Source organism: Bifidobacterium scaligerum (genome assembly GCF_002802865.1).
Taxonomy (GTDB): Bacteria; Actinomycetota; Actinomycetes; order Actinomycetales; family Bifidobacteriaceae; genus Bifidobacterium; species Bifidobacterium scaligerum.
Window position 1 is genome coordinate 269,663 of the sequence record NZ_PGLQ01000001.1, and the last position, 26,043, is coordinate 295,705.

The window sequence follows — 26,043 nt, forward strand, 5'->3', positions numbered from 1 at the left end:
GGTGCATGCCGCCGCCCGTTGCCGGTCAGATGAGTTCGAGGTTCACGTCGAGGGTGAGCGGCCTGCCTGCGGGCAGCTGGTAGGCCGTGTGGACGGGGGCTCCCCAGGAGTCGTCTCCGCCGACGCCCATCTGCGCCGCGAGCAGACGCAGGTAGTTGTGGCGCGGGGCGGGCAGGTCCTCATGGCGGCGCGCGGCTTCGATCATGTAGGTGTTCCATGGCAGCAGGCTGGCCGTGAAGTGACGGTCGCCGCGCTGGCTGACGCGCAATCCGTGGCCTTGGATGTCGGTGGCTTCGAGCCAGCGGACGTCCTCGTGGCTTCCGGTTTCCTGCACCATGAGATACGGCGCCATGCTCGCCTCTGAGGTGGTGTCCCAGATGCCGAGCTTGCCGCCCTGCTTGCGGTCGCGGTAGGTTTCCTCGGGGCCGGGCCCGTAGTAGCGCAGCTGCGTGTATTCGCCGGGCAGTTCCCATTCGACACCGAACGCGGGCAGGCTGGCGGCGTTGGTGACACCGCCGGGGTATTCGACGGTCAGTCGCATGCGCATGTCGGACGTGATGCGGTAGGCGACCGTCACGGGCGTGTGGCCCGGGTCGGCGAGCTCGTACCGGTATTCGGCCGTGAGTCCTCCGTCGTCGGATTGCGTGATGCTCGTATCGGTCACGATGGCGTAGCGACCGGCCGCGAACCATGCTGCACGGTCGAATCCGGAACGGTTACCGCGGTCGTTGTCGGTCAGAGGGCGGAAGGTGACGAGTTCAGGGCGTCGCATGACCATTTCCCGTCCGTCCCGCGTCCAGGAGACGATGCCTCCCTGGGTGCGAGACAGGAGGATTTCCTCGTCGTCGCGGCGGATGCCCGCGTTCCACCGGCCGAGCGTGACCGTCGCGCGGCCGTCGTCGTCGTAATCGGTCTCGGTGATGTCCCGTTCGGGGTTGAGGGTGTCGGTAAGCTGGCCGAACGCGAGCTCGTAGCCGGCCGGCGCCCATGCGGTGGCTTCGGTGAGCAGGAGATCGACCTCGTAGGTGACCTCGCGCGTATTCCCGTCCGTGTCGATGTCCGGGAAGGCGATGTCATGGCGTTGGGTGTCTCCGGCGGCCACGTCGAACCGGTAGTCGGCGTGCCAGATCTCGCGCCCGTCTTCGAGGAGCCGTGCGGCGAACACGTAGCCGTCGGTGCCGATGAACAGGTTGCGGTTCTCGATGGTCACGCCGTGCCCGTCGGGGGTGAGCTTGATCGGCGAATACAGCTGCTTGACTTCCTGCGCCTTGGGGCTGGGCGTGCGGTCGGCGAACACGATGCCGTTGCCCACGAATTCGTAGTCGGTCGGCCGGTCGCCCCATTCTCCGCCGACGCTGAGTCGTTCGCTCCCGTCGGGCAGGCGCTGGACGAGCCCCTGGTCGATGTAGTCCCAGATGAACCCGCCGGAGTAGCGCTCGTACTGTTCGAGGTCGATGAACTCGCTCAGGCCGCCGCACGAGTTGCCCATGGCGTGCATGTACTCGCAGCTGACGAACGGCTTGTTCGCCGCGCCGCGCTCGTCGCCGTGTTCGAGCCAGTCGCGGATCTCGTCCGGCTTGGCGTACATACGGCTTTCGAAATCGCTGATCTCATCGTAGGCGTGGTTCCAGTTGACGCCTTCGTAGTGGACGGGACGGCCCGGGTCGAGCCGATGCGCGTGCATGCTCATGGCCTTGAGGACTTCGCCCGCGTAGGATTCGTTGCCCAGCGACCAGACGAGTACGCTGGGATGGTTGCGGTCGCGCATGATCATGCTGTCCAGCCGGTCGATGCATGCACCCAGCCAGGCCTCGTCGTCACCGGGGACGGAGGTGCCCACGGGGATGTCGCCGGGGCTGTTCCAGCTGCCGTGGGTCTCCAGGTTGGTCTCGTCGATCAGATAGATGCCGTATTCGTCGCACAGCTCGTACCAGCGTGACTGGTTCGGGTAGTGCGAGGTGCGCACCGCGTTGATGTTGTGGCGCTTCATGAAGCGGATGTCCCACAGCATGTCCTCTTCGGTGACGGCACGGCCGCGCCGGCAGTCGAACTCGTGGCGGTCCACGCCGCGGAACACGAGGCGCTTGCCGTTGAGCTTGAGGACGCCGTCCTCGATGGCCACATGCCGGAAGCCGATGCGGGTGCGCGCGGTCTCCAGAACCTTGCCGTCCGCGTCGAGCAGGGTGACGGACAGTTCGTACAGGTCCGGGCGTTCGGCGCTCCAGGGTGCGGCGTCGTCGATCTCGGCTTCGGCGTGCAGCGTTCCGGCCGCTTCCGTGGCGGTGCGCCAGACGATGGTGCCGTTCTTGTCTCGCAACGCGAGGTCGGCCGTCGCGGCGTTCGTGGCGCCGTCGATCAGCACGTCCAGCGAGAGCGATCCGATTGACGTGGCAGGCTCCCAATCGGCTTCGGCGTGGATGTCGGAGACGTGGGCGGCGGGTCTCGCGTTGAGCTCGACGGAGCGGAACAGGCCGTGCAGCCGCCAGAAGTCCTGGTCCTCCAGCCAGCTCGCGCTCGAATACTCGTAGCAGGCGACCGCCAGCACGTTGCCGTCCTTCCTGACGACGTCCGTCACGTCGAACTCGCTGGGCGTGAAGGAGTCCTCGGCGTAGCCGACGAACGCGCCGTTGAGCCACACGTAGATGGCGGTGGCCGCGCCCTGGAAGGTGAGCGTCACCGTGCGGCCCTCGCGGATGGCCTGGGCGACCGCGCCCTCCGCGGCGAACTTGCGTCGGTAGACCGCCACATGGCCATGCTCGGGGATGGCCGGGGCCTTCGGGTCCTCGTGGCCGTCCCACGGGTACTGCACGTTCACATACTGCGGGTCGAGAAGCCCCGCGGTCTCCAGATGCGAGGGCACCCGCACGCGGGGGAACGACGAGTCGTCGAAGCCCGGCGCGGCGAACAGCGGCGACACGTCGCTGATCCAATCCGGCCCGTCGCTCGTCCCGTCGGGGAAGCTGTTCGCCGGCGCCGTCTCGACGCGGACCCGCCATTCGCCGTCAAGGCTCTGCGTGAGATCCGTGCCCTCGCCGCCGGAGGGGGCGTGCGACCAGCACGCATGGTCGGAATGGGCGTCGAGCCGGTGGACCGCGTACACGCGCGGGTCGGCGAGCCATGCCGTCGTCGGCATGGACGGGGAGACGATCGGATCGCCGTTCTTCCGCTGATCGTCGGTTGTGTTCATGATGTCCTCGCTTTCGCATCGGATTGCGTCGCGTCGTTGCCGCCGCAGTGCGGGAGCCTTCGAATGTGACTCCTTGCACAACGATGATAAAGATATTTACTAATTTACGCAACTTCTTGCGCATGCCTCGACGGTGACTGCGAGAACCTGTGCAAATCCATTGATTGCAATGATAATTCGGCTGCTACGGTGTCTTTTCGCCCGTGCGTCGCGTCGAATCGACGAATGCGATTCGTTGGCGTTGCTTGCGACACGCGGTAAAGTTTTTACTTTTTCGAGAAAGTTCTATACTCGCGTCTTGCGGGATCGGAGCTGTTCCCGCGCACGGATTCTTTACAGGTCGCAAGGAGGCCACCACACCATGAGCGGATCCACCACACAGCGCACGGCGACGCCCGGACAACCGCAGGCAGCGCCCGCGAGGAACATGGGCCAGAAGATCGCATACGCGTTCGGCAATCTGGGACAGGCCGCGTTCTACAACACGATGAGCACGTTCTTCATCACGTTCGTGACCACCGCGCTGTTCATCGACGTGGACAAGACGCTGGCCGCGCGCCTCATCGCGGTGATCACCGGACTCGTGGTGGTCATCCGCATCGCGGAGATCTTCCTCGACCCGCTGCTCGGCAACCTCGTGGACAACACGAACACCCGCTGGGGCCGGTTCCGCCCCTGGCAGTTCATCGGCGGCCTCGTGCCCGGCATCCTGCTGATCATGGTGTTCACCGGCCTGTTCGGCCTCGTGGACGTGAACACCGGCGTGTTCATGGTCCTGTTCGTCATCGTGTTCATCCTGCTGGACGTGATCTACTCGCTGCGCGACATCTCCTACTGGGGCATGATCCCCGCGATCTCCTCCGACTCGCACGAACGCAGCACGTACACCGCGCTCGGCGCGTTCACCGGATCCATCGGCTACAACGGCGTCACCGTCATCGTCGTGCCCGTCGTCAGCTGGTTCACCTGGAAGTTCACCGGCCAATGGGAGCAGGGCCGCACCGGCTGGGCCGCGTTCGCCATCATCATCGCCGTGCTCGGCCTGCTGACCGCGTGGAGCGTCGCGTTCGGCACCCGCGAGAACCAGGGCGAGCTGCGCGCCAAGGCCGAGGCCAACGGCAACCCCATCGAGGCGTTCAAGGCCATCGCCCAGAACGACCAGCTCCTGTGGGTCGCCCTGAGCTACCTGCTGTACTCCGTGGCCAACGTCGCCACCACCGGCGTGCTCTTCTACCAGTTCAAATACGTGCTCGGCGCGCCGGACAGCTTCTCCATCGCCGGCGTCATCCCGGTCATCACCGGACTGGTCACCACGCCCCTCTACCCGGTGCTCAACCGCCGCATCCCGCGCCGCTGGCTGTACACCGCCGGCATGGCGTTCATGATCGCCGGCTACACGCTGTTCATCATCGCGCCCATGAACCTGCCCGTCGTCATCGTCGCGCTCGTCCTCTTCTACCTGCCCGCGCAGACCATCCAGATGACCGCCATCCTGAGCATGACCGACTCCATCGAATACGGACAGCTCAAGACCGGCAAGCGCAACGAGGCCGTCACCCTCTCCGTGCGCCCGATGCTCGACAAGATCGCCGGCGCGCTGTCCAACGGCATCGTGGGCTTCGTGGCCGTCGCCGCCGGCATGGTCGGCAACGCCACCGCCGCCGACATGACCGCCGCGAACATCCGCACGTTCAAGACCTGCGCCTACTACCTGCCGCTCGCCGGCATCGTCGCCAGCCTCGTCGTCTTCCTCCTGACCGTCAAGATCGACGAGAACATGCACGACCACATCGTCGAACAGCTCGAAGAACGACTCGCCTCCGAGGAAACCGACAAGCAGTAAGCAATCAAGGCAGCAAGGGAACGGCCCGGCGCTAACGGTTTGAACCGTTGGCGCCGGGCCGTTGCCATGCCCGCCGGGGAGAGAAGAAGGAAGAGAACCGGCGGGGTTCCGGCCGGATTGTCGTCCGGCCGGAAGAATCATCGCGGCAGAAAGCGGTCCCTGCCGCTTCGGTCAGACCACGGATTGCCCGCCGGGAACCGAATCCACGGTTTCGACGGCATCCGCGTCGGCGTCCTCGGCATCGACGGGTTGCATCGTGCCGGAGTGACGGCCGGCGGCGTTGTTCCCGCGCCTGAACCTGCGGGCGGCGACCAGTCCCACGCCGACGGCGAGCAGCGTGATCGCCGCGGCGATCACGCCCTGGATGGCGGCGCCGGTGTGGGCGAGCCCGGTCCGGTAGCCGTTCCAGTCGTCGGTGTTGCTGACCACCTCGGTATCGGGGCAGACGAGCCTGCCGTCGATCGTGACCGCGTCATCGGGTGCGGACGTCTCGTCCTTGCCGTCGAACGGATCCGGGTCGGAGACGACGCATTCGATCAGAGGCGTGCCGGTGACCGTGGCACGGTCGGTGTGATGGTCGGTCACGCCCTTGAGGACGCCCTTGACCTCGACGCTCTCGCCGGGCTTGAGGATGCGGCTGTCCCAATCGGCGGGGTATTCGAGATCGGTCACCCGGCCGTCGCCGGCGACCAGTTGGTCCTTGAGGTTCAGGTCCTTGGTGCGGTACCATGCGCCCTGCTTGGTGTCGGGGTCGGCGGTGCTGGTGTTGGTGATGGTGAACACGATGCGCGTGTCGCCCTGCATGGCCAGCGCGTCCTTGACCTGGTCGCGGTCGCCGGCCGGCCAGCCGGAGGCCTCGTCCCATTTCTCGATCTTCAGGCTCGGTGTCATGTCGGGCGTGTGCGTCTCGACCTGGTTGGAAGGCCGTTTGGTGCCGTTGAGGGTTTCGTCGAACCGGTTGGCGATGTGTTCTCCGGTCTTGACGCGCTTGCACTGGATGAACGCGGTCCATGCCTGCTCGCTTTCGTCGTCGCCGCTGACGAGGTCGAGCATGCGCTGGGTCGCAGTAACGGTGACCACGCCCTTGTCGTCCTGCGCGAGGGTGAACAGTTCGCCGCCGTATGCGCCGGCATCGAAGCCGCTGCCGGCGATCTTCACGCCTTTATGGGCGATCACCTTGCCCTGTTCGGTCAGGTCGCGCATGGCGTACACGGCCCATTGGCCGGTGTACTGGTCATGCTCGGTGTCGAGCGGGTCGGCGATGCTCCAGTCGGTGACCTTCTGGTAGGCGCGGTGAGCGGGCAGCACGGAGCTGTCGAGACGGTAGAGGAACAGGCTGTTGAGGTACACGCTCCGCTTGTCGATGGATTCGCCGTCCACCTTCACGACCACGTCCTTGGACGGGTTGACGGGTTTGAGGGGGGTGGCGACCTCGTTGGTGTCCTTGCGGGTGTCGTTGACGACCTGCGTGGCCTTGTTCTTCACGATATGTCCGTCGGTGACCTTGATGACGGTCATCGGCAGGCTCACCTCATAGCTCGTGCCCAGCATCGACTGGTCGATGGCCGGCTCCTTCAACGGGTCGTGGTCCTTCTTTTCGGCGTACTCCTTGAGGTTCTTGGGCTGGGGGTCGCCCTTGATGGTCTCGCCGGTGGCCGGCACCTTCGTGTCCACGGTCTTGGCGTACACGTAGGCGACGCCGTCGATCGCCGCGATGTTGAACTTCGCGGTCACATCCTTGCCGGTCGCGGTGTCGGTGACCTCGATGCGCTTGTCGTCAAGGGAGAGATATTCGTCGTCCCAGTCATCGGTCATGCCGAGCCTCCAGACCTTGTAGGCCTGGTTGGTTTGCTTGGCGTCGATAATCACGCGGTAGTAGATCCGGTCGCCCAGCAGCGCGGTCTTGCCGTCGATGCTGATGGACGGGTCGGCCTGGGTGTCCTTCTTCACCGGCGTGAAGTCGGGCGGCTCGTTCCACACCCTGTTGCTCGGGGTGACCATGTTGTTCAGTGTCAATGCCCACTGGTTGCCGATCTTGGTGTCCGTGGGCGCGTCCTTGGCGACCGTGCCCTCGAAGCGGACGATGATGCGCGGGTTCGCGCCGTTGCGCCAGTTGGTCTTCACATACCCGTCGGAGAACACGAGGCGCACCGCGTGCTGTCCGTCGTTCCACTGGGTCTCGTACTCGGTTTTCGGGATGAACCTGCCGGTGGACAGGTCGGTGACCTCCAGGGTCTGCTTGTCCACTTCAAGATGCTCGTCGTAGGTGTCGGTGACCGCCACCTCGCTGACGGAGTACGCGAGATTGCCGGGCAGGTGGGGCTGCGTCTCCAGACGGTATTCCACGCGCTGGCCCGGGTAGACGACCCTGCCGTCCACGGACGCCTGGTCGCCTCCCTGCGAGGATTCGCCGACCACGTCCTTGACGACGGGCGGTATGTAGCCGCAGATCTTCGGTTCGTTCGTGGGGATGGTGTGCGTGTTGACGGTCTGGGATCCCTTGTTCGTCAGCGCCTTGCCATCCGGCGTGGTGCAGAACGACAGTTCGTCGCTCGACTGCTTGCCGAAGTCGTCGCGCACCTGGCCCGCGCCCTTGCCGTTGGCATAGGACGCCTTGCCGGGAATGAGCAGCGTGACCTGCTTCGCGGTCTTCAGCCCCTTCAATCCCTCGCGGTAGGCCTGGCCTGCGGTGGCGGTCACCGTGGTGCCTTCCATCGTGATCGCCCACTGGTCGGTGACGTCCCTGCCGTGGTTGGCGATGTCGGTGACGCTGGACTCGCGATCGGTGCCGGCATCGGCCTCGTACACCTTGATCTTCGACTTGTCGTCGGCGTCGAACAGGTAGTCGGCGGCCGACCAGTCGTCCGTGAGCGTCAGAGCCTCCGGGGCTTGGATGAGGTTCTTGGCGATGGTGCCGTTGACCACCGAGGCGACCCGGTCCCCGTCCAGAAGCGTCATATCGTCGGCGCCGGTCTGGTTGGTCTCCTTCGGGTCGATGACCGCCTCCCACTGGCCCTTCGCGTTCAGGCGGATCCAGCTCTTGTCGGGATTCGGCCGCCACGTATCGAACTGTTTCGTTCCGGCGTCGGCCTCGGGCTCGTGGTTCCACTTGCCCCACGCATGGTCCCTGACCTGCTGGAAGTCGGAGGGCTTCGACACGGTCACGTCGAAGCTGAATTCGTAGACATGGTCCATGGGCATCTCGCCCTTGTCCGCCGAACGCGCGGCCGACACCGTGTTCGACGCCTTGTCCCAGTTGATCTCGAACTCGCCGGAAACGTCGCGGTTGCCGTCGGTCCTGTCGATGAGCCTGTAGTTGTCCACGGAGTATTCGACGCCGTTGGGTTCGATCACGTCGCGGAAACGCATCTCGTAGCCGCCGCGGCCGGTGCCGTACGTGATGGTGGTGCGGTTCGTCATCCGGTCGGCGCTCACGCCGTCCTCGATCTTCTTGACCGGGGGCTCGGGCGGCATCGGGCTCACCTTCCAGGATTCGGCCGGATCGCGGTCCGCGGTGTCCACGGCCGCCTGCATGCGGCCCTGCTTGGGCACCTGAATGTCGATCCAGTACGAGCCCTCGGCCCAGTATTTCATGCCGAAATCCTTCGGCGAGGCGAGATTGTCGAGCTGGGTGTCCCCATTGCTGGAGAAGCTGATCGGCTTGCTCACGCTCTTCGCGGGCAGGTAGGGGCCGTTCTCGTAATGGATGATCGCGGTGCCGTTCAACGTCTCCTTGATCGCGGAACCGCCATTGTCTGCATGGATGACGTCGCCGATCGGGTCGGTGGAGCCGACCTGCATGTCGGTCTTCTGCTTGTGGCTGGTGGTCACGTTCAGCTTGTAATCGACCGGCGGCTGGTTCTGCGCCAGCACGATCACGCGGAACGAGGCGTTCGGGTTGGAGTTGATCGACTCCTGCGCCAGCGAGTCAACGCTGCGCGTGCCGAGCTTGTCCTTCCACGTGGTCGAGGTCGAATACTTCTGACCCTGATACGTGTAGTCGCCCTTCGCCTCGGCCTTCCACTGCGCCTCCCAACGGTTCTTCGCGTTCGAGCTCACATAGCTGCCGTTGAACGAACCATCCGCCAATCGCACATAGCCCACAGCCACCAGACGGCAATCCGCGTTCCCCTCACCCGTATAGGAGCGTTGGCACTCATCGATCGCGTCGCTCAAAGTCTTGTTCATGTTCACGAACTGGTTCTGCCCGTTCGCCAGATCGGACGACAGACGCACCTTCGCGTCACTCAACGCCGTCTTCATGCCATCCAGCGTGGCCGGCCACGAATCCTTGTAGATCCAATGCACATCGGCCGTCTGCGTCGGACCACCGCCCGAACCGCCGCCATCCTCGCCGGAACCACCGCCACCGTTATCGGCCAACGCGACCGGAACCAGACAGGCCAGCAACGCCGCGGCGGCAGTGATCGACGCCACCACGCCGGCGCCCTTCTTCCCGAACCTCATACGAAATCCTTTCCCACATACGACAGAAGCGCCCCTCTCCGGGAAAGGGAGGAGACGGGGACTCCAGAACCCGCCTCCTCCCGGGTCCCTGGAAGAAAAGCACGCCCGCAAGTCCGACGGCCGGCCGCCGGACCCCGAACGCACCATCAGCATCGCCCCGCTTCAGGTGGTCCTGCGGCGGACAGGCATTGTCCCGGTCGAACCACCTCATCGTGGATCTGGGCTGTTGTGTCGCTCAGGTTATGATCTGATTGCGAAACGCGGCGGTATGCACACAGGTTACGCTGTATAATAGTCATGTATTTCAATTAAAAATTGATTATTGTGAGTTTTAGAGAATGGCAATGCGATGATTCGTTTGAAAAGACTTGTTCTGGACGACATGAGGAACATATCGCATGGCGTCCTGGATTTCGATGATCTGCCAGCCGGCGGCAGCGTCACGGGCATTTACGGGCAGAACGGGTCGGGCAAGACCACCGTCATCGACGCCATCGGGATACTGCGCGCGCTGTTGTCCGGGAATATGCTGCCGGATACCGCCGGTGATGTCGTCAGCGCCAGCGCCGGTTCGGCGACCGTGACGGCGACGTTCCTCGTCGGCGATAAGCAGAAGCCGAGCTATCTTGAGTACAGGGTGTCCATGCGCAAGGCGAACCCGGATTCGACGCGGGCGCGCGTCGTCGCCGAATCGGTGCGTATCGGCGACGATCCCTCGCGCTTGGGCCGTGAGGTGCTGGGGCATCGCATGGAGGATTCCGAGGCGGACGGGTTCGTGTCGACCCCCATCTATGTGTGGCGTTCCATCGAGGCGGTCGCTTCGGTGAAGACCGTGGTCTCGCGTACCGCGGACCGCGCGTACATGGAGGGGCGTTCGTTCCTGTTCTCCCGGTGCGCCACGCTCGACGACCGGCCGGACGCCGAGTTCCTGATCGACTGGGCGATGGCCCGCGTGCGGGAGGCGGCCGGCGTGTCCTCCAGATCACTGGAGTACATCAACGAGCGTTTCGGCGAGTTCGTTCGCCTACGCGAGGCCTTGTGCGGCTATGCGACCAACGACATCTTCGTGTCCACCACCCGTCGCGGCTCCTATGCCGCGTTCGCGATCATCCCGATCATGGAGGAGAACCCGGAAGGTCGCAACACGGAGTTCGCGTTCGACCTGCTGCAGCCCAATCCATTGACCCCCGGCCAGGCGAAACGGCTCGGGCAGACCGTGGAGTCCTTCGACCGCATCCTGCCCACCATCGTGCCCGGCCTGCACGTCCTCCTGAAAACCGGCACCGCGCCTTCCGGCAAGGACGGCGAGGACCGGGTCACCGCGGAGCTGTTCTCCCGCCGCGGCGACGTCACGGTTCCCTTCCGCTGCGAGAGCGAGGGCATCATACGCATCACCGCGCTGCTCGGCTATCTCAAGCACGCGTACAACGACGAGAACGCGCTGGTCGCCGTGGACGAGTTCGACTCCGGCGTGTTCGAGCTGCTGCTCGGCGACATGCTGGACCAGCTGGCGGACGGGTGCGCGGGGCAACTGGTGTTCACCGCCCATAACCTGCGGGCGTTGGAGGTGCTGCCGAACAGCTGCATCCGTACGACGGTGACCGATCCCGATAATCGGTTCGCGACCATCCCGCGCAAGTCCTCCACGAACAACCAGCGCAAACGGTATCTGACGGCCAGCGAGCTCGGATGGAGCGGACCGGACATCTACGATTCGCCCATCCCGCGCATGTTCGGCAACAGCCTCTACGCCGCCGGCCACCCCGACGAGGACGACGACATCGACGACGATCTGGCCGCGCTCAACGCCGCCGGGACGGAGGCGGACCGTGGCTAAACGCAAGATCGTCCTGCTGGTCGTGGAGGGCGCGAGCGACGCCAGCCTGCTCGTGCCGGCGTTCTCGGCGTTGATCGAGAACCGCCTGTTCCAAGGTCAGGAATTCCATTGCGACGTGCTGACCGCGCCGAACCACCGTGAGGAATTCCACCGGCGCAACGGGTTCTACCCCGCGGACAAACCCGCGCAAACCGTGCGCGAACTCGTCGAGTATTATCTCAAGGACCATGATCGCACATGGGGCCAGCTCGGCCACGTCCTCCAGATCTGCGACCTGGACGGCGCGTTTACGCCTGACGACAGCGTGCGGGAGGACCCGTCAGTGGAAGAAACCCTGTATTCGACGACCGATATCGTCACCGCGAACCGCGACGCTCTGATCGCCGACCGAACGACCAAGCGAAACGGCGTGGACGCCCTGCTCAAACTCGACGGATTCAGGAAGAAGCAGGGCAGTCGCACCGTCTTGATTCCATACCGTCTGTTCTATGTCAGCCGCAACCTCGAACACGCGTTCCGCGGCAGGACCGACAACCTGGACGCACAGCACAAGCAAAGCGGCGCCATCAAACTGGCCGACCGCTTCACGCAGAACCCGAACCTGTTCTCGACGACCCTTCAATCCCTGCGACGCATACACGGCAACCCGACCACCTGGGAGGAATCCTGGCAATACGCCATGCAGGACTTCCACTCGCTCGAACGTGGCAGCAACCTCGCATTCGTGGAACCATACCTTGCAGGCGAACTACAATAGGTCATCCGTAGCTGGATAGCCTGGAGTCGCATTAGCAATCCTAGGACCATCCGGCTGCGGACGCGAATTATGGTTAAGAATATAGACTTAGAGTATTTGTAACATAACGCAGAGGTCGTCTATAACATTGTATTTCGCATCTATTTCTGCTTCGACAAATGCGAGCATGATGTAGATAATGAGGACTACATGGAACGCGGATTCGCAGTCGATAAGACATTGTCGATGAATTGCAGATGATTACGTACAAGGAAGTATACAATATGACAATACATGAAAAGCATATCTCCACACCTTATAAAAGTCCGCTATATCGCAGTAATGAATATCATATTTCGGTTGGTAATCCGGGAATCGACCTAGATAGTATATATACTGACAACAAGGTTGAAAACGCTGAATTTTTACGATGGCTTGGATACGAGTCTTTCTGGCTTATTATTGGAATAATATTATCCTCTATTTCAGCCATAGCCCGTCATTGTAAGGAATTATCTTTAAATGAGTTGGCAGAAAAATCTTCTTGGAACAAGACGGAATCTATACTAAAAGCTTTCCCCTGTTTTGCAGAAGATGCAGGCCTGTCTATTATCCTCGCTCTATTGGCGATAGTTGCGGGTCTTTCCGTGGGTATCGCAGTTGAGGATCTTTCAAAAAACCATATGTTTAGATTCAGATCTATGGGTAGAACGCTCATACGATTCAGTAATCTTTCCGTCTGCTTTCTCGGCCTGTCATCCGCTAGTCTGATTCTCCGGTATGGGAAAGGACTTGGTGTTCTTCTTATTTTCGGTTTATTGTTTTGTTTCACTATGCTTTACGGCATAGGCGATATATCTGTGAATTATCGTACTCGATTGAAGGAATTATCCAATAGATTGCACGAAGCGGAAAAAGAGCTATGCAATGTCGCCAATAGGAAAAGAAAGCGCTATGTGTTTCGCAGTGTAGGAAGATGGAATAGGACTCTTAATGGTGTCGGATTGTCGTTTGTGATTCTGGTCTATGTTTGCTCATCCGTGCATCAGCATAAGTTATTGTTGGCCAATTTGGTGATTTCTTTTACATTGGTTGTATTTTACTGGTTGTCAGTTTACGTTCTAGGAAGTATCCTTTATGATTCAATAAAGGTGTTTGAAGGATTGACGAAAGAAATTCGTCCACTAAAAATACTTTATTGTATTGCATTGTCGGTTTTCTCATTTATTGCATCAATGTATTTAAGTATGATTTTTATTCTTACGTCTCATCAATGCCTGTTTTATGTAAGCTGTGTTTTATTGTTTATCCTATTGCTTTGTATCTGCTATTTTTCTTTATCGTCAAAAAATAGGCGGTTCCTGTTTATTGAAACAAGAACCGCAAAACTAAAGAAAAACGTCAGTTTAACTCGGCGACTTATTGACCTAATGCAATCTGAGGAACAATTGGTTTAATTGGGTTAATTTTCTATATTTATCAAAGTGATTATCGTCCGGGTCATGTATATTTTTTAACGTTTTAATGACGCAGATAGCGAAAGCGCAAATGATAGCGATGGCGGCGAGGATTGCCAGTCGCGTTTCACGACGTTCCCTGGCCGCCATGTCGGCCTGCCGGTTGGCCAAGGCTTCGGCTTCGGCGGCGACGCCGCTGGCGGCGATGGCCGCGATGTGCGCGCTCATCTGGTCTTCGAGCATGGAATCCTCGCTCGTGCCGTCGAAGGGCTCCTCGTTTTCGTTGTGGTTGTCGTTCATGGTTCTGCTCCGTTCCTGATTGTTGGATTGTTTGCTTTCCTGATTGTTGGCTTGCTTGATTGCTTGCATGTCAGCTTGCCTGCATGCAGTCAAGTTTGATTGTTTGCTTGATTGTCTGCATGCGGGCTTGTCTGCTTGTCAGCTTTCGTTTTGCCCGGCGAGGATGGACATGCGGGCGGCGATGAGCGCGTGGCGCGCGATCGCCAGGTAGAGCTGGTGTCCCTCGCCGTCGTTCCAGAACCGGTCGAACTGTTCGGTCGGCATCATGCTGGCGGGGTCGAACCCGTTCCACACGCCGCCGCAGAACACCTTCGCCGCCGCGTTCACCTCCTCGTCGGACGGCATGCCCGGATGCCCCTCGGCGGCGTCCGCGGCCGCGCGCATCTGCGCGCCGAACACGCGGGCCTGCAACGGCGAGAGCGTGTACGCCAGTCCCGCCGTGGAGCCCGCGGGGAATCCCGTGTTCACACCGAGGGTGATGACGTGCGCCTCCTCGCCGATGCTGATCCGGTCGCCGAGCACGGAGACCTCCATCGAATAGTCCATAGTGTCTCCTTTCCGCAGACGCGCCGGCTTGCCGGATCGCGTCTGCATGTTTGACTGCCTGAACGTTTGGTTGTTGGCTTGTTTGCTTGCTGGATTGCTTGATTGCTGGATTGTCTGACGGGTCACGGCTCGTCGTCGCCGTCGAGTCGGTCGAGCTCGCGTTCGATGGCGTCGCGCAGGAGCTGCTGCATGGGCAGTCCGTGCGCGGCGGCCGTGGTCTTGAGCCGGGTCTTGAGCGACACGGGTATGCGCAATGAGAGCATGACCAGCGGTTCGCCCGTGGTCTTGGAGGTCTTGTTCTGCTGACGCAGCACGTCGTCGAACGGCACCGGCCGTGCCAGTGGCTGGTAGTTGCCCTGCATGGTCTCACTCCTGCTTTCCGGCGATCTGCTGGAGTTCGGTGACGAGGTCCCGGTATTCGCCCAGCTGGTGCGGGTTGGTGCCGAGCGAACGCTTGTAGTACTGGGCCTTCGGCACGATCGTGTCGAACCGGGGCGTGTCCATGGCGTTGAGCGCGTCCATGGTGTCGCGGAACGCCTTCGTGTTGCGTTCGGCCTTGACCAGCAGCAGCGCGGCTGGCGTGCTCATCCTGGCCATGTCCAGGGTGCTCCATGCCTGCTGGAGGTCCATGGGCGAGTCCGACGCCGGCACGATCACGAAATCGGCGGCCTTGATGGCCATGTCCAGGGTCGGCCCCTGCGGCGGAGCGTCGATGATCGCCCATTCGTCCGGGTCCGCTCCCGAGGCGAGCTGACGGAGCGTGGCCTGGTTGGCCGGAAGCACGTCGAACGTCAGCGGGTCCGCGGTCTGTTCAGCGGCGGCGGCCCACAGGCTCGCGCTGGACTGCGGGTCCGCGTCGTACACGACGGCACTGCCGCCCCTGGAAACGATGACCGAGGCGATGTAGATGCTGGACGTGGTCTTCGCGACCCCGCCCTTGGCGTTGGCTATGGCGATGCGCATTCGTTCTTCTCCTTTGCGACTGCCAGCGATCACGCGAACCTGATCAGTCGGCCGCCTGATTGTCTGCTTGTCTGATTGCTTGGATTCCTGCTTGTTTGAACGTTTGATTGCCTGACGGCTCATGCGGGGCGGGGCGATCGGCCGTCCTACCCCGTGCGCGCAGGCGTCGTTGCTGGCGTTCGGCGCTGGCCTCGTCGGTGGCTTCGTCGAACACGTTCCGGTGGGCGCGTATCCAGTCCGTGAGCAGCCGCCAGCGTTGCGGCCACGGCAGGCCGCGGTCCCGGCAGGGGACGCCGTCGGCTTCGGCCATGCGCGCGATCCTGCGCCGGTCGGTGCACACCTTGCCGCCGTACACGCCCCATTCGAGTCCGCCGCTGGCCGCGTAGGCCAGGCATTCGGCGCGTACCGGGCATCGTTCGCACACGGCCTTGGCGACCGAGTGGAACGCCTTCGCGTCGCCGGGACGGTGCTCGAACTCCAGCGACCACAGGTAGTCGGACCATGGTTGCGGGAAGTCGCGGCATTCGCCGGCCTTCTTCCACGCCTCAAGACGCTGCCCGTCCCCGCTCATGGCCGCACCGCCTCCTCCGGCACAACGGCTTTCGCCTTGCGGTGCCCGGCGACGTCGTGGGTGGCGTGGTTGCGTTTGTCGTACGCGCATACCGGGCACGCCTCCTGCGAGATGGCGCCTTCGATGTGTTCCTGGCACAGCGAGGTGCGCAGCAGCGCCGCCCCGTAGATCGGCACGCGGCTTGCGGACGACGAGCTGACCGGTATCGCCCGGTTGGGGTCCTTGACGACCGGCAGCGGGGCGTCTGGCGCCCGCTTGCCCGTCGGATCGGGATGGGTGAGCATTTCCAGTCGCAGCTGCACGTAGTTCGCGGCGAACCTGGCGCCGCTGGTGAGCCGAGGAAGCCAGTAGCGGTTGCGGTACGCCCAGTCCATCGTCGCGACGATCTCGCCGTACGGACGATCGATCAGCAGCGAGTGGACGGCTTTGCGGTCGGCCATGGTCGCCGGAACATCGAACCTCTGGTCCACGGCGAGCATGCGCCGGCGGATGCCGTCGAGCACGCGCACCTCCTGGCCTGCGCGTTCCGTGACCGGCTCGGGCAGCTTGCCGGGTTCGGGCACCCATAGCGGGTTCCTGCAGCCCCTGGGAGGCAGGGCCTTGCCCCAATCGGTCGCCGGAACGGGTTCGGTCTTCGTGGGGGCTTGTTCGGCGTTGAGGGGAGCATCTCCGAAGGGGATGAGGGGAGAATTGTTTATCACTTGTCTATTGGGTGACTTTCTGTCCAAGATTCCGGGACAATTTGTCCTCGGCTCCACGCCCTTCGGTTCGGGTGACAATCCGTCGGGTGACAAATTGTCCTTGTCTGGATTCGATTTTCCGTCGCCTTCCGCCAGCGCGTCCAGATTCCTGGGCTTCTCCTCGATGTTCTCGGCGGCGTGGTCGCCGTCCATGACGACGTCCCACACGCGCGAGCGGTGTCCCTTGGCGATCGGCTTGCGCGTGCGCGGGTTGCGCGCCGACATCTCCTGGTCGCCGGGCCTGATGTAGCCCTTGCGCTCCAACTCCTGCAACGAACGGATCACGGTGCGCTCACAGCACCCGCAGTTGAACGCGATGGTCTCCACGCTCGGCCACGCGGCGGCGCCATCGTCGTAGTAGGCGCGGCGGGCCAGGTACACCAGCACGAACTTGGTGATGCCCTTGACGTCGTCGCGCTCCCATGCCCAGTTCTCGGCTCTGCTGCTCATCGTTCGACCTTCCCGCCGTCATGCTCCGGGTCCTCTTCGCGGCGTTCGCGCAGCCTCGCGCCGATGTCGTCGCCCAGACGGGCGGCGCGGCACAACGCATACGAGAGAACGCCGCCGGACACGCACACGGCGGCAACGATCAGCCACCACATGGTTCGGCCGGTATCGGGGAAACGGTCCGCGGACGCGCGCCTCAGCGGCGCGAGCCCCGGGACGGGTGGGCGAGCATGGACAGCACATGCGCCTTCGCGATGCGCAGATCGACTTTGCCGCCGGCCCGCGTCGTCCGCCGCGCGGCGTCGCGCTGGCGATTAGGCTCGAAGACGGATGCCGGGCGAATGCCGGCGGTATTGGTAGAATCGGTCATGGCGATGACCCTCCTTCGGGGAATCGGAACGACGGGCGTCTGATCTTGGCGGATATGCGCGCCCGCGGCTCCATGGTTGTTGCCGTTCAATCCCCGCGCCGGGTTCCAGCCGGTCCGGGGATTCTCGTTTCGGGTTTCCACCCGCCATCCGTGAGATAGGCGTCGATGCCGAGCACATACCCGGGGGACAGGTTTCGGTGAATGGCCAGCCAGATCAGGTCGGACTGCTGCCACGGTATCGAGCCGTTGACCTTTCCCGCGACCGAGGATTTGGACGTACCCATCTCCCTCGCGAGGTCTCGGCAGCTCAGACCCGCCGCCGTCATATAGCGACGCATCGGAGAATCCATTATTTTTGCCGTCAGTCCATTCACAATAGACAATATATCAAGAAACTTGCACAGCAGCAAATCATTGTTGTAGGATTATGTCCATCGATATTGGACAACTCCAATCTGAAAGGACTTGATATGGCAAAAATCGAACCATTGCCCGAATCCAATGGACTCGGCGACTACCTGCAGAGGGTATTCATCTGGAACGTCAACATGCAGCTGACCGGCCGCGGGATGACCCAGCAGTCACTTTGCGCGGCGCTGGGGCTGAAGAGGGGCGCCGTGTCCGCGAAGATGACCGGCAAGACTTCCTGGACCATCCAGGACATCGCCGCAGTGGCGGAATTCCTCAACGTCCCCCCGCTCTCCCTGCTGGATGCGTCGATGTACGAGCAGATGATGCGCGGAATGAGCAGTAACGGAGGTGCATCTTTGGTGGCAGTGGCCACCGCCGGGTTTCCTGTGCGAGCAACTGAAGGCCAAGCTGGCGGCCTGAAACCGTTGGAAACAAAAGACTCCGGGCCACGATACCTCGTGGAACCCGGAGCCGGTGAGTACCCCCAGTAAGACACGGCGGTATCGGGTTGGAAACATCGACAGTTTCTCCGATACCCACACAGGTACGAGCTGAGTGTGTCTTTGCCATGGTGGAAGCGCTGTTGGACCGTTATGGCATTATCGCTCAGCCATTGGTTGACCAGGAGAACGTTTCAGGGGGATATTCGGCGCTGTACCCGGTGCTGAGGCGAATGGAAGAACACGGCAAACTCGTGCGTGGCATGTTCGTCCGTGGATTTGGAGCGGCGCAGTTCGCTGAGCGTGAGACCGTGGATGCTTTACGACATCCATCGGAACATCATGGTCGATCGGCGGTGACATTAAGCGTACTTGATCCGGCGAATCTGTCTGGTTCGGCGATTGCATGGCCATCTGTCGCTCCCAATGCTGTCAAGCCGGTCAGACGGGCCGGAGCTCTAGTGACGTTGGATGCATGCGGGCCTGTAATATATGCGACGGTTAAATCCAAGCATTTGATCGTATTCGAGCAATCACTGACTGGCAACGGGAACGATGAGCATTCCGCACAATCCGATGCGGTTTCGCCGGATGCAGCAGATGACCGGTTGCGTCATGCCATTGCCGAACTAGCATACACTCTGCAACGGCATGAGTCCGGGACAATTACCCTCTCGGATGTGAATGGTGAACCGTTGAACTCCCGTCACCCATTGGCGCGGTTGCTTCATCAAGCAGGATTCACTCCCGTACCTCAGGGAATGCGTCTGTACTAGACAAGATGTAGGACGAGATGACAGGTGTGAAGCACGGCAATGCAGTGGGAGTCTTGCTTATCGCTTGACGGCGATAAGCAAGCCAGTACCATCCGGCGTGAGCGTGGAATCGAACTGTTCGTCCGACTCCACCGCAGCCAACAGTTCACGCATGGCCACGGCTTTGGCGCTACGGTCAGCGGCATTGAGCATGCCACCATGTTCCGAATTCAGTGCCAGCGCATCAGTGAAGACTATGACACCTCGATCGCGCAGCAGACGGGAGGCTTGAGCGAAAGTGGCGGCATAGTTGTCGGCATCGCCCGCCACAACAATCAGGTCGTAGTCATTGGCGTTCAGTCGAGGCAAGAAGATGCGGGCAGGTGCATTCACCGCGCGCAACGTAGTGTCCGTGGAATCCTGCAGGGAAGCGAATGCCTTACGAATCAACATAATGCCCTGTGCCGTGGAATCGACGGCGGTGAGCAATCCTTTACCATCCAACGATTCGGCGATGTGCAACGTTTCGACCAATGAACCTGTGCCGACGACAATTACCGATGATGCTCCGGTCATTCGCACCAACATACCAAGTAAGCGAGCCTGAGCAGCCGAACCCTGAAGTTGACCGGATTCATCCGCAGCGATGCGGGCATCGGACAATGCATTGGATTCAAGCTCTCGTGCGTGTGTTTCGGTGAATTCCCAAGCCTTGGCGATATTCGTATACTGCGACCTGTCCATAACCTGCTTTCCTTCCCTCTGGCCGTCTTCGGCTACTTCGCCGATTCTTATATGCGCTAATGAATGTACGAAGCCTCAGCGTTCTCGCACCTTGGCAACGATTTGCCACATTTCCTCGCCCACATCGATACCGCGCGGGCAGTGCCGGGAGCATGCGCGCACTGACTGACATGCCGCCACACCATCCGCGGTGTCGATAGCGTCCATACGTTCCATGGCTTTGACGTCGCGTGAATCATTGACGAACCGAGAGGCCCAGATCAAAGCGGCCGGACCGATGAATGCATCGCCGCCTGCGAACACCGGGCAGGCACCTTCACATACGCCGCATGCAATGCAGTTGCTCAGTGTTTCGTATTTGGCCAACTGTTCGGGATGCTGCAGGTACTCATAAGCATCTACTTTGCCTTCACTGGTAGTAGCCAGCACGCCATCCGCCTCAAGGTACGGGGTAAGCTTCCTGATTTGATTGAGCATCGGATCGATATCGGCGATCAGATCGCGTTGTGGAGGAAAACCGGGAAGGGCAGCTAGTTCGATGACACCAAGCGAACTGTTCTCTCCAGTCGGTTTGGACTGTTCGGATTGAAGAGAACCGTCGTCTTCATGCTCGCCCATACCGTTAATGGCGTCTTCGGCTCCACTGCCGATATGACGGAATCCTTCGTCGTCCACTTGCGGCAGATCGATGGGTTTCTTGACCCAATCACGAATGGTGGCCGTACATAACAACGTTGGGGTGCCGTTGATCGATACGGCGTCTGACCCGCACATGCCGTGTCCGCACGAGTAACGGAAAGCCAACGTGGGATCCACCGTGCGTTTGACGGCCAAGAGACAATCAAGCACCGTGTCTTCCGGCCGAGCGGGAATCGTATACTCTTGCACCCACTGCTTGCCGCGTGGACGGCGGCGCGTTGCAGAATCCGAGCCTCCTGCAAACGGGGAGCTTTTACGGGCGAACGGGCTGCCCCCTCGTGCGCGTTCGGCGCGTTCGGCGCGCGGCGTGAAACGATGCACCTGCAAGGTAACCGTCGTGTTGTTCGCCTCAGCCATCAATCTGCCTCCATGAAACAGTCAACATCGTGTTCAATATTAGCCAACCTATTGTGCCACAAACTCTGGGCGGAGCGGGACACTGCGATTTTGCTACGAAAAGTCGCCTGGTTCGGTGCTCAGTATTCGCGCTTCTTGGGCGGATAGTCAGTGATAACTACCGGTTGCAAGGCAACTGCGCCATCGGTGGCAATCATGGAATGCGCCAGGAAATGTTCGTCGTCACGCTCTGGGAAATCAAGACGCTTCAGAGAGCCGCGTGATTCCTGACGCGCTTCGCTGGCCTTCAGCATGACTTTTGCGAGTTCGATGAGATGCCTTACCTCCCAGATAGCGGTAATCTCCTGATTGAACGCGGCGGTGCTGTCATGGGCATGCAGTGCTTTGGCTGCGGGCTCCAGCTGTTCGACGATTGTGGACAGAGCGGCATCGATGGTGCCGGCGCTGCATCGGACGGCAAGCGCACGATCCATGACCGAGCCGAGTCGGGCCATAAGTTGGTATGGATTGGTAATGCCGTAATCCGTATCAGTTGCTGCGGCCGGTGCTGACCCGTTGAGCAGATCATTCAGCTCGTCACTGCGTCGTGCCGCAGCCTGATCGGCTGCGTTGACCAGTGATTCATCGGCTGATTCGTCTGCCATGGGGGAGTCCACCGGATTGTCTGCGATACGTGCGGCAAGTGTGCGGCCGGCACGGGTGCCGAACAGGCATGCGTCGAGCAATGAGTTGCCGCCGAGACGATTGGCGCCATGCACCGATACGCAGGAACACTCGCCGGCGGCGAACAAGCCATCGACAAGTGCGCGACGTCCATCGCTCCACCGGTATACTTCACCGTCAGTGGTGATGGGGATACCGCCCATCGTGTAATGCGCAGTCGGCTTGATCGGCACCCAATCCTTGACGGGGTCGAGGTTTGCATATTGTTCGATGGTCTCAACCACTTGGGGAAGGGCTTCGGCCATGCGTTCAGGAGCGATTCCAGTCATATCCAGCCATACGCAGTCCTTCGGACCATCTGGGTCTTTAGGATCGGGTACGCCTCGACCGGCGTCGATTTCCGCCATAATAGAACGGGATACCACGTCTCGGGCGGCCAAATCCTTATGCTCGGGAGCATAACGTTCCATAAACGGTTCGCCGTCGGCATTTCTTAAGATACCGCCTTCGGCGCGAGCGGCCTCCGAAAGCAGGATGCCAGTATGCGCCAGTCCGGTCGGATGGAATTGCACGAATTCGATGTCTTCCAACTGTAGTCCGGCATCGAGCACCAATGCCATGCCATCGCCGGTGAGATCCCAGGAGTTGGAGGTGGTGTGGAACAGGCGCCCTGCACCACCTGTGGCAATCAGCACGTTGCGTGCATGAACGGCCTGCGTTTTGCCAGAGTGAGTGTCCAACGCCACGATGCCGGCGACTCGGTTACCGTTTTCATCCAACACCAGATCGGTTACATACCATTCTTCGGCGAATGCTACGCCTTGGGCTACGCACTGCTGCCAAAGGGTGTGCAGAATCTGATGGCCAATACGATCGGCGGCATATGCGGCACGCTTGACTGGCGATCCGCCGAAATCACGGGTATGGCCACCGAAGCGTCGTTGCGAGATATGTCCGTCTTCAGTGCGGGAGAACGCCACGCCTTGACGTTCCAGATTGATGACGGTTTCCGGCGCATATTCGGCAAGCAGTTTTGCGGCATCCTGATCGACGAGCCAATCGCCACCCTTGATGGTGTCGTAATAATGCCAATGCCAATCGTCAGTCTCGATGTTGCCGAGGCTTGCTGCAATGCCGCCTTCCGCAGAACCGGTATGCGAGCGCAGTGGCTGTAATTTGGAGACCACGAGGATTTTTGGCTCGACGCCCTGCTCCTTCAGATCCATGATTTCGGGGGAACGCAACAGTCCCAGTGCCGCGGACAGACCGGCTGCTCCGGCACCGACGATAACCGCATCGTACATATCTTCCAAACGTTTCGGACTCATGAATTCGATTCTCGCACACCCGGCGAACAGGGCCGAAGTCGTTATCGCACATGCGAACTGAGTTTGAATATTCCCGCCTTTCGCTCCACTATGCCGCGAAGCTCAAGGCCGCCAAGCAACTCAAGCACTGCGCTGATATCCGGGATATCGTCCGGGGCGAATTGTCGTGCTTCGCGCAAAAGCGCGTCCGGTGTGACATTGAGATGCTTGTTGCTGCACTTGCGCATCAGTGCCACCATCAACTGATCCATCTCCGGCAGGTCGCGGACTTTAATTTCAGCTTGCTGTTGCGTCTGGCCGCGAGACGTTTCGCGAAGATCCGGCATACTGCGAGCAGATTCCCGTCGTGTCGGTTCGCGTTGAACTGCATCTCGCTGATCTGGTCTGCAGCGATTTGCTTCGGTGCCGGAAGTCGCCATATCAGAAGTCTGCACGGTGGAAGTCCCGTCTGATGGTATCGAGATTGTTTGTCTCATAGAGGAATCTTCGGTGATGATATTCGCAATCGCATCGTTTCCGACCGAAGATGGCTGCGGCGTATATGGGGGATGTGCTTCATGCCATATCTCTTCGATATCGGATAGGGAGCGCAGCATCATGGCTTGATGATCGTCGATGATCTTATTACAGCCGGCATTGTCTGGCAGATTGATGTTGCCGGGCGCGGCATACACTTCGCGCATGAGTTCGCACGCCCAGCCAGCCGTATTCAGCGCGCCGGAACGGAGTCTTGCCTGTGCCACAACCAGTGTGCTGGACATCGCTGCAATGATGCGGTTGCGCAACAGAAAACGACGGGCTTCCGGAATGGTGTCCGGACACAATTCGCTGATCAGCGCTCCGTGTTGCTCCTCGATACGTTCGAAAAGAGTGTGGTTGCGGGCGGGGCCGATATGGTTGAGGCCCCCGGCGAACACGGCGACTGTGGTGCCGGTATGCTGCGATGACTTGCCGAGAGTCGCGTTCAATGCGCCCCAGTGCGCTGCGGCGTCCGTTCCCATGGCTCCTCCGGACACCACCAGATGCCCTCCGGCGGCAGCACGTCCGGCCACGCTGCCGGCAATGTATCGGCCGTATTCGGTTACATCACGTGAGCCGACTATGCCAATCGGTTTCGGGCAACTGACCAAGGCTGCGGGATTGCCTTTGATCCATAGGCATAATGGAGGTGCCCAATCTGCCCGGATTGACAGATCATTAAGCTGGGCAGGCCAGCAAGGATGACTGGGGGCGATGAGATGCTGCGTACCGTCCAGCGTAAACCAATCGGCCAATTGCGTGATGTTATGTGATGGCAGATTCGACATGCGATTATGCCAAGCAGCCACTGTGCGGCGGAATGAGCACATCGCTTCCAAGGAAGCTTTGCGGCCCCAACGAACAAGTCCTTGCGCGAACATGCGATCCAACTGCATCAGTGCCGGTTCGCGGGAAGTGTCCGAGCGGTCGGGATGCGACTCTTCCAATATGTGCCATAACGCTTCGGCATTAGGGGCACCTTTAAGCGTGGCGAACATACGGACGTCCGAACCGTCCAAACAAAAGGTGAGCGCAGCGCGATGGAGCGCTTCCCGAGAAGGCGGCGTTACGGTATTGATATGTGCCGACTCCGTAACAGGGTGTTCCGTACAGCTGGTCATGTCATCCTCGTTCTCATTTCGATGCCTTGATGGATGTCTTGCGTGGAGGGGGCGGTGCGGCCGGCTAGGTCGGCGAAGGTCCAGGCGAGCCGCATGGCTCGGTCTGCGCCCCGCAAGGTGATTCGATGCGAGGCAAGCGCCTGATTGACGAGCTCCATGGCCTTCAGCGATGTATTGGCATGAAGCCAGGTGCCGGACGCTTGGGCGTTGCAAGTCCAGCCTTGTTTGCGGAAACGGTCTTTGGCGATATTCCGTGCATGCGCAACCCGCTGACGGATTGCGGCGCTGGTTTCTCCGGGCGGCTCGTTGGCCACGGCGATACGCGAGACCGGCGGCACTGACAGTTGAATATCGATACGGTCCAGAATGGGGCCGGAGAGGCGTGAAAAATATCTGATGCGGTCCTTCTCCCGGCAGCTGCATCGCTCGCCGGTGCCGTAATAGTAGCCGCATGGGCAGGGGTTGGCTGCCATGACCAGTTGGAAGGAAGCGGGATAATAGGTACTTCCTTTCGATCTGGACAATGACACGTATCCTGATTCCAAAGGCTCACGCAAAGTCTGTAGAGACCGTGCGCTGAACTCGGGTGCCTCATCTAGGAACAGGATTCCGCGATGTGCTCTGGTGATGGCTCCGGGCGTAGCGATTCCGCTTCCTCCGCCAACCAGCGCGGCGGTGGTTGCCGTATGATGTGGGGCCTCGAACGGAGGAAGATCGGTGATGCCGTATTGCGGTAAGGTGCCGCATAGAGAACGGATGGACGCCACCTCCAGCTGTTCCGATTCGGCAAGCGGACACATGATGCCGGGCAATCGTGCGGCCAACATGGTTTTACCTGCCCCCGGCGGGCCGGTCATGATGAGGTTGTGGCCTCCGGCGGCAGCGACCTGCAGCGCCCATTTGGCATGATCCTGCCCCAGCACTTCAGCCATGTCATTGGCGTCGATGTTTTTGCCGCAGGATGATAGTTCAGGGTTCTCGTCTGACAGTTGCGTATCCGCTATGGTGTAGGAGGCTTGGCCGCCCATCAGCTCTATGAGTTCTCCCACATGACGGATGCCGATCACATCCAATCCGTCCAGCATGTTGGATTCCTCAAGATTGCGGTAGGGGATAATCATTTTGTGTATGCCATGTGATTGTGCGTGCAGCATAATCGGCAACAAACCGTGAATCGGCAGCACGGATCCATCGAGGTTGACTTCTCCGAGCACAATCGTATCTTCCAGACTGTTATGCCCTATGCTGCCGGATGCGCATAATACGCTTGCGGCGATGGCCAGATCATGCGAAGACCCCCGTTTCGGCATGGCGGCGGGGCTCATATTCACGGTTACGCGGGTTTGAGGCCAGCTGAATCCCGCGGCTTGGCACGCTGACCGCACTCGTTCGCGAGCTTCAGCAAGCGAGGCGTCAGGAAGCCCGATGATGGAGAAATACGGCAAACCGTTGCTGACGAAGGCCTGAACCTGAATAACAAAAGCTCTCAATCCGATCAAACCGACGGATAATGCGCTGCCTATTGCCATGGCGGACTCCTTT

Annotated in this window: 22 protein-coding genes; 6 read left to right on the top strand and 16 right to left on the bottom strand. The window is 60.8% G+C overall.

Annotated elements, in window-relative coordinates; genetic code table 11:
- Positions 1-25: 25 nt before the first annotated feature.
- On the bottom strand, positions 26-3,187 hold the full coding sequence (gene lacZ, locus CUU80_RS01085; RefSeq protein ID WP_100495501.1) for a beta-galactosidase, LacZ type: 3,162 nt from the start codon (positions 3,185-3,187) through the stop codon (positions 26-28).
- Positions 3,188-3,548: 361 nt separating this feature from the next.
- Between lacZ and CUU80_RS01090 the strand changes: the two genes are divergently transcribed.
- A complete protein-coding gene (locus tag CUU80_RS01090; RefSeq protein ID WP_043164844.1) occupies positions 3,549-5,030 on the top strand; it encodes a glycoside-pentoside-hexuronide (GPH):cation symporter in 1,482 nt (493 codons plus the stop codon).
- A 171-nt stretch (positions 5,031-5,201) separates the two neighbouring features.
- On the opposite strand, the gene CUU80_RS01095 is transcribed toward CUU80_RS01090, so the two are convergent.
- Entirely contained in the window at positions 5,202-9,497 is a 4,296-nt protein-coding gene (locus CUU80_RS01095) for an LPXTG cell wall anchor domain-containing protein (RefSeq protein ID WP_100495502.1), read from the bottom strand.
- A gap of 349 nt (positions 9,498-9,846) precedes the next feature.
- Between CUU80_RS01095 and CUU80_RS01100 the strand changes: the two genes are divergently transcribed.
- The 3 genes from CUU80_RS01100 to CUU80_RS01110 all read left to right on the top strand — a co-directional run bounded on the left by CUU80_RS01100 (position 9,847) and on the right by CUU80_RS01110 (position 13,527).
- Entirely contained in the window at positions 9,847-11,334 is a 1,488-nt protein-coding gene (locus tag CUU80_RS01100) for an AAA family ATPase (protein WP_100495503.1), read from the top strand.
- The gene (locus tag CUU80_RS01105; protein ID WP_100495504.1) at positions 11,327-12,091 is read left to right on the top strand and encodes a hypothetical protein; all 765 of its coding nucleotides are present in this window, start codon (positions 11,327-11,329) and stop codon (positions 12,089-12,091) included. Before CUU80_RS01100 ends, CUU80_RS01105 begins: the two co-directional genes overlap by 8 nt.
- 263 nt (positions 12,092-12,354) lie before the next feature.
- Positions 12,355-13,527 (top strand): hypothetical protein, encoded by a 1,173-nt coding sequence (locus CUU80_RS01110; protein WP_100495932.1) that lies wholly within the window; start codon positions 12,355-12,357, stop codon positions 13,525-13,527.
- Here CUU80_RS01110 and CUU80_RS01115 read toward each other — a convergent pair.
- From CUU80_RS01115 to CUU80_RS01140, 9 genes are all read right to left on the bottom strand, one after another.
- Positions 13,498-13,896: a hypothetical protein gene (locus tag CUU80_RS01115; protein WP_243388585.1), complete on the bottom strand. Its 399-nt coding sequence runs from the start codon at positions 13,894-13,896 to the stop codon at positions 13,498-13,500. The two genes, CUU80_RS01110 and CUU80_RS01115, sit on opposite strands and share 30 nt — an antisense overlap.
- 69 nt (positions 13,897-13,965) lie before the next feature.
- The gene (locus CUU80_RS01120; protein ID WP_100495505.1) at positions 13,966-14,373 is read right to left on the bottom strand and encodes a transcriptional regulator; all 408 of its coding nucleotides are present in this window, start codon (positions 14,371-14,373) and stop codon (positions 13,966-13,968) included.
- A 122-nt stretch (positions 14,374-14,495) separates the two neighbouring features.
- Entirely contained in the window at positions 14,496-14,735 is a 240-nt protein-coding gene (locus CUU80_RS10930) for a hypothetical protein (protein WP_033892026.1), read from the bottom strand.
- A 4-nt stretch (positions 14,736-14,739) separates the two neighbouring features.
- Positions 14,740-15,336: an AAA family ATPase gene (locus CUU80_RS01125; RefSeq protein ID WP_165775774.1), complete on the bottom strand. Its 597-nt coding sequence runs from the start codon at positions 15,334-15,336 to the stop codon at positions 14,740-14,742.
- A 43-nt stretch (positions 15,337-15,379) separates the two neighbouring features.
- The gene (locus CUU80_RS01130; RefSeq protein ID WP_094667183.1) at positions 15,380-15,907 is read right to left on the bottom strand and encodes a WhiB family transcriptional regulator; all 528 of its coding nucleotides are present in this window, start codon (positions 15,905-15,907) and stop codon (positions 15,380-15,382) included.
- Positions 15,904-17,097, bottom strand: a complete 1,194-nt coding sequence (locus tag CUU80_RS01135) for a helix-turn-helix domain-containing protein (RefSeq protein WP_100495506.1) — start codon at positions 17,095-17,097, stop codon at positions 15,904-15,906. The genes CUU80_RS01130 and CUU80_RS01135 overlap by 4 nt, the downstream gene beginning before the upstream one ends.
- Positions 17,094-17,249, bottom strand: coding sequence for a hypothetical protein (locus CUU80_RS10720; protein ID WP_165775775.1), 156 nt, complete (start codon positions 17,247-17,249; stop codon positions 17,094-17,096). Before CUU80_RS10720 ends, CUU80_RS01135 begins: the two co-directional genes overlap by 4 nt.
- Positions 17,250-17,290: 41 nt before the next feature.
- Positions 17,291-17,464 (bottom strand): hypothetical protein, encoded by a 174-nt coding sequence (locus CUU80_RS10725; RefSeq protein WP_165775776.1) that lies wholly within the window; start codon positions 17,462-17,464, stop codon positions 17,291-17,293.
- Between the two features lie 86 nt (positions 17,465-17,550).
- Positions 17,551-17,748 carry a helix-turn-helix domain-containing protein gene (locus CUU80_RS01140; RefSeq protein ID WP_243388586.1) on the bottom strand — a complete coding sequence of 66 codons (198 nt, stop codon included), beginning with the start codon at positions 17,746-17,748 and terminating at the stop codon, positions 17,551-17,553.
- Positions 17,749-17,934: 186 nt separating this feature from the next.
- Here CUU80_RS01140 and CUU80_RS01145 point away from each other — a divergent pair, with 186 nt between their 5' ends.
- Positions 17,935-18,366 carry a helix-turn-helix domain-containing protein gene (locus CUU80_RS01145; protein WP_100495507.1) on the top strand — a complete coding sequence of 144 codons (432 nt, stop codon included), beginning with the start codon at positions 17,935-17,937 and terminating at the stop codon, positions 18,364-18,366.
- A gap of 77 nt (positions 18,367-18,443) precedes the next feature.
- Entirely contained in the window at positions 18,444-19,091 is a 648-nt protein-coding gene (locus CUU80_RS01150) for an Lhr family helicase (protein ID WP_100495508.1), read from the top strand.
- 57 nt (positions 19,092-19,148) lie between these two features.
- On the opposite strand, the gene CUU80_RS01155 is transcribed toward CUU80_RS01150, so the two are convergent.
- The 5 genes from CUU80_RS01155 to CUU80_RS01175 all read right to left on the bottom strand — a co-directional run bounded on the left by CUU80_RS01155 (position 19,149) and on the right by CUU80_RS01175 (position 26,030).
- Complete coding sequence (locus CUU80_RS01155) at positions 19,149-19,814, bottom strand: O-methyltransferase (RefSeq protein WP_100495509.1); 666 nt, start codon at positions 19,812-19,814, stop codon at positions 19,149-19,151.
- A 75-nt stretch (positions 19,815-19,889) separates the two neighbouring features.
- Positions 19,890-20,870, bottom strand: coding sequence for a succinate dehydrogenase/fumarate reductase iron-sulfur subunit (locus tag CUU80_RS01160; protein WP_100495510.1), 981 nt, complete (start codon positions 20,868-20,870; stop codon positions 19,890-19,892).
- Between the two features lie 119 nt (positions 20,871-20,989).
- The gene (locus tag CUU80_RS01165; protein ID WP_100495511.1) at positions 20,990-22,861 is read right to left on the bottom strand and encodes an FAD-dependent oxidoreductase; all 1,872 of its coding nucleotides are present in this window, start codon (positions 22,859-22,861) and stop codon (positions 20,990-20,992) included.
- A 41-nt stretch (positions 22,862-22,902) separates the two neighbouring features.
- The gene (locus CUU80_RS01170) at positions 22,903-24,501 is read right to left on the bottom strand and encodes a DNA-processing protein DprA (protein ID WP_100495512.1); all 1,599 of its coding nucleotides are present in this window, start codon (positions 24,499-24,501) and stop codon (positions 22,903-22,905) included.
- The gene (locus tag CUU80_RS01175) at positions 24,498-26,030 is read right to left on the bottom strand and encodes a YifB family Mg chelatase-like AAA ATPase (protein ID WP_100495513.1); all 1,533 of its coding nucleotides are present in this window, start codon (positions 26,028-26,030) and stop codon (positions 24,498-24,500) included. Before CUU80_RS01175 ends, CUU80_RS01170 begins: the two co-directional genes overlap by 4 nt.
- Between the last annotated feature and the right edge of the window lie 13 nt (positions 26,031-26,043).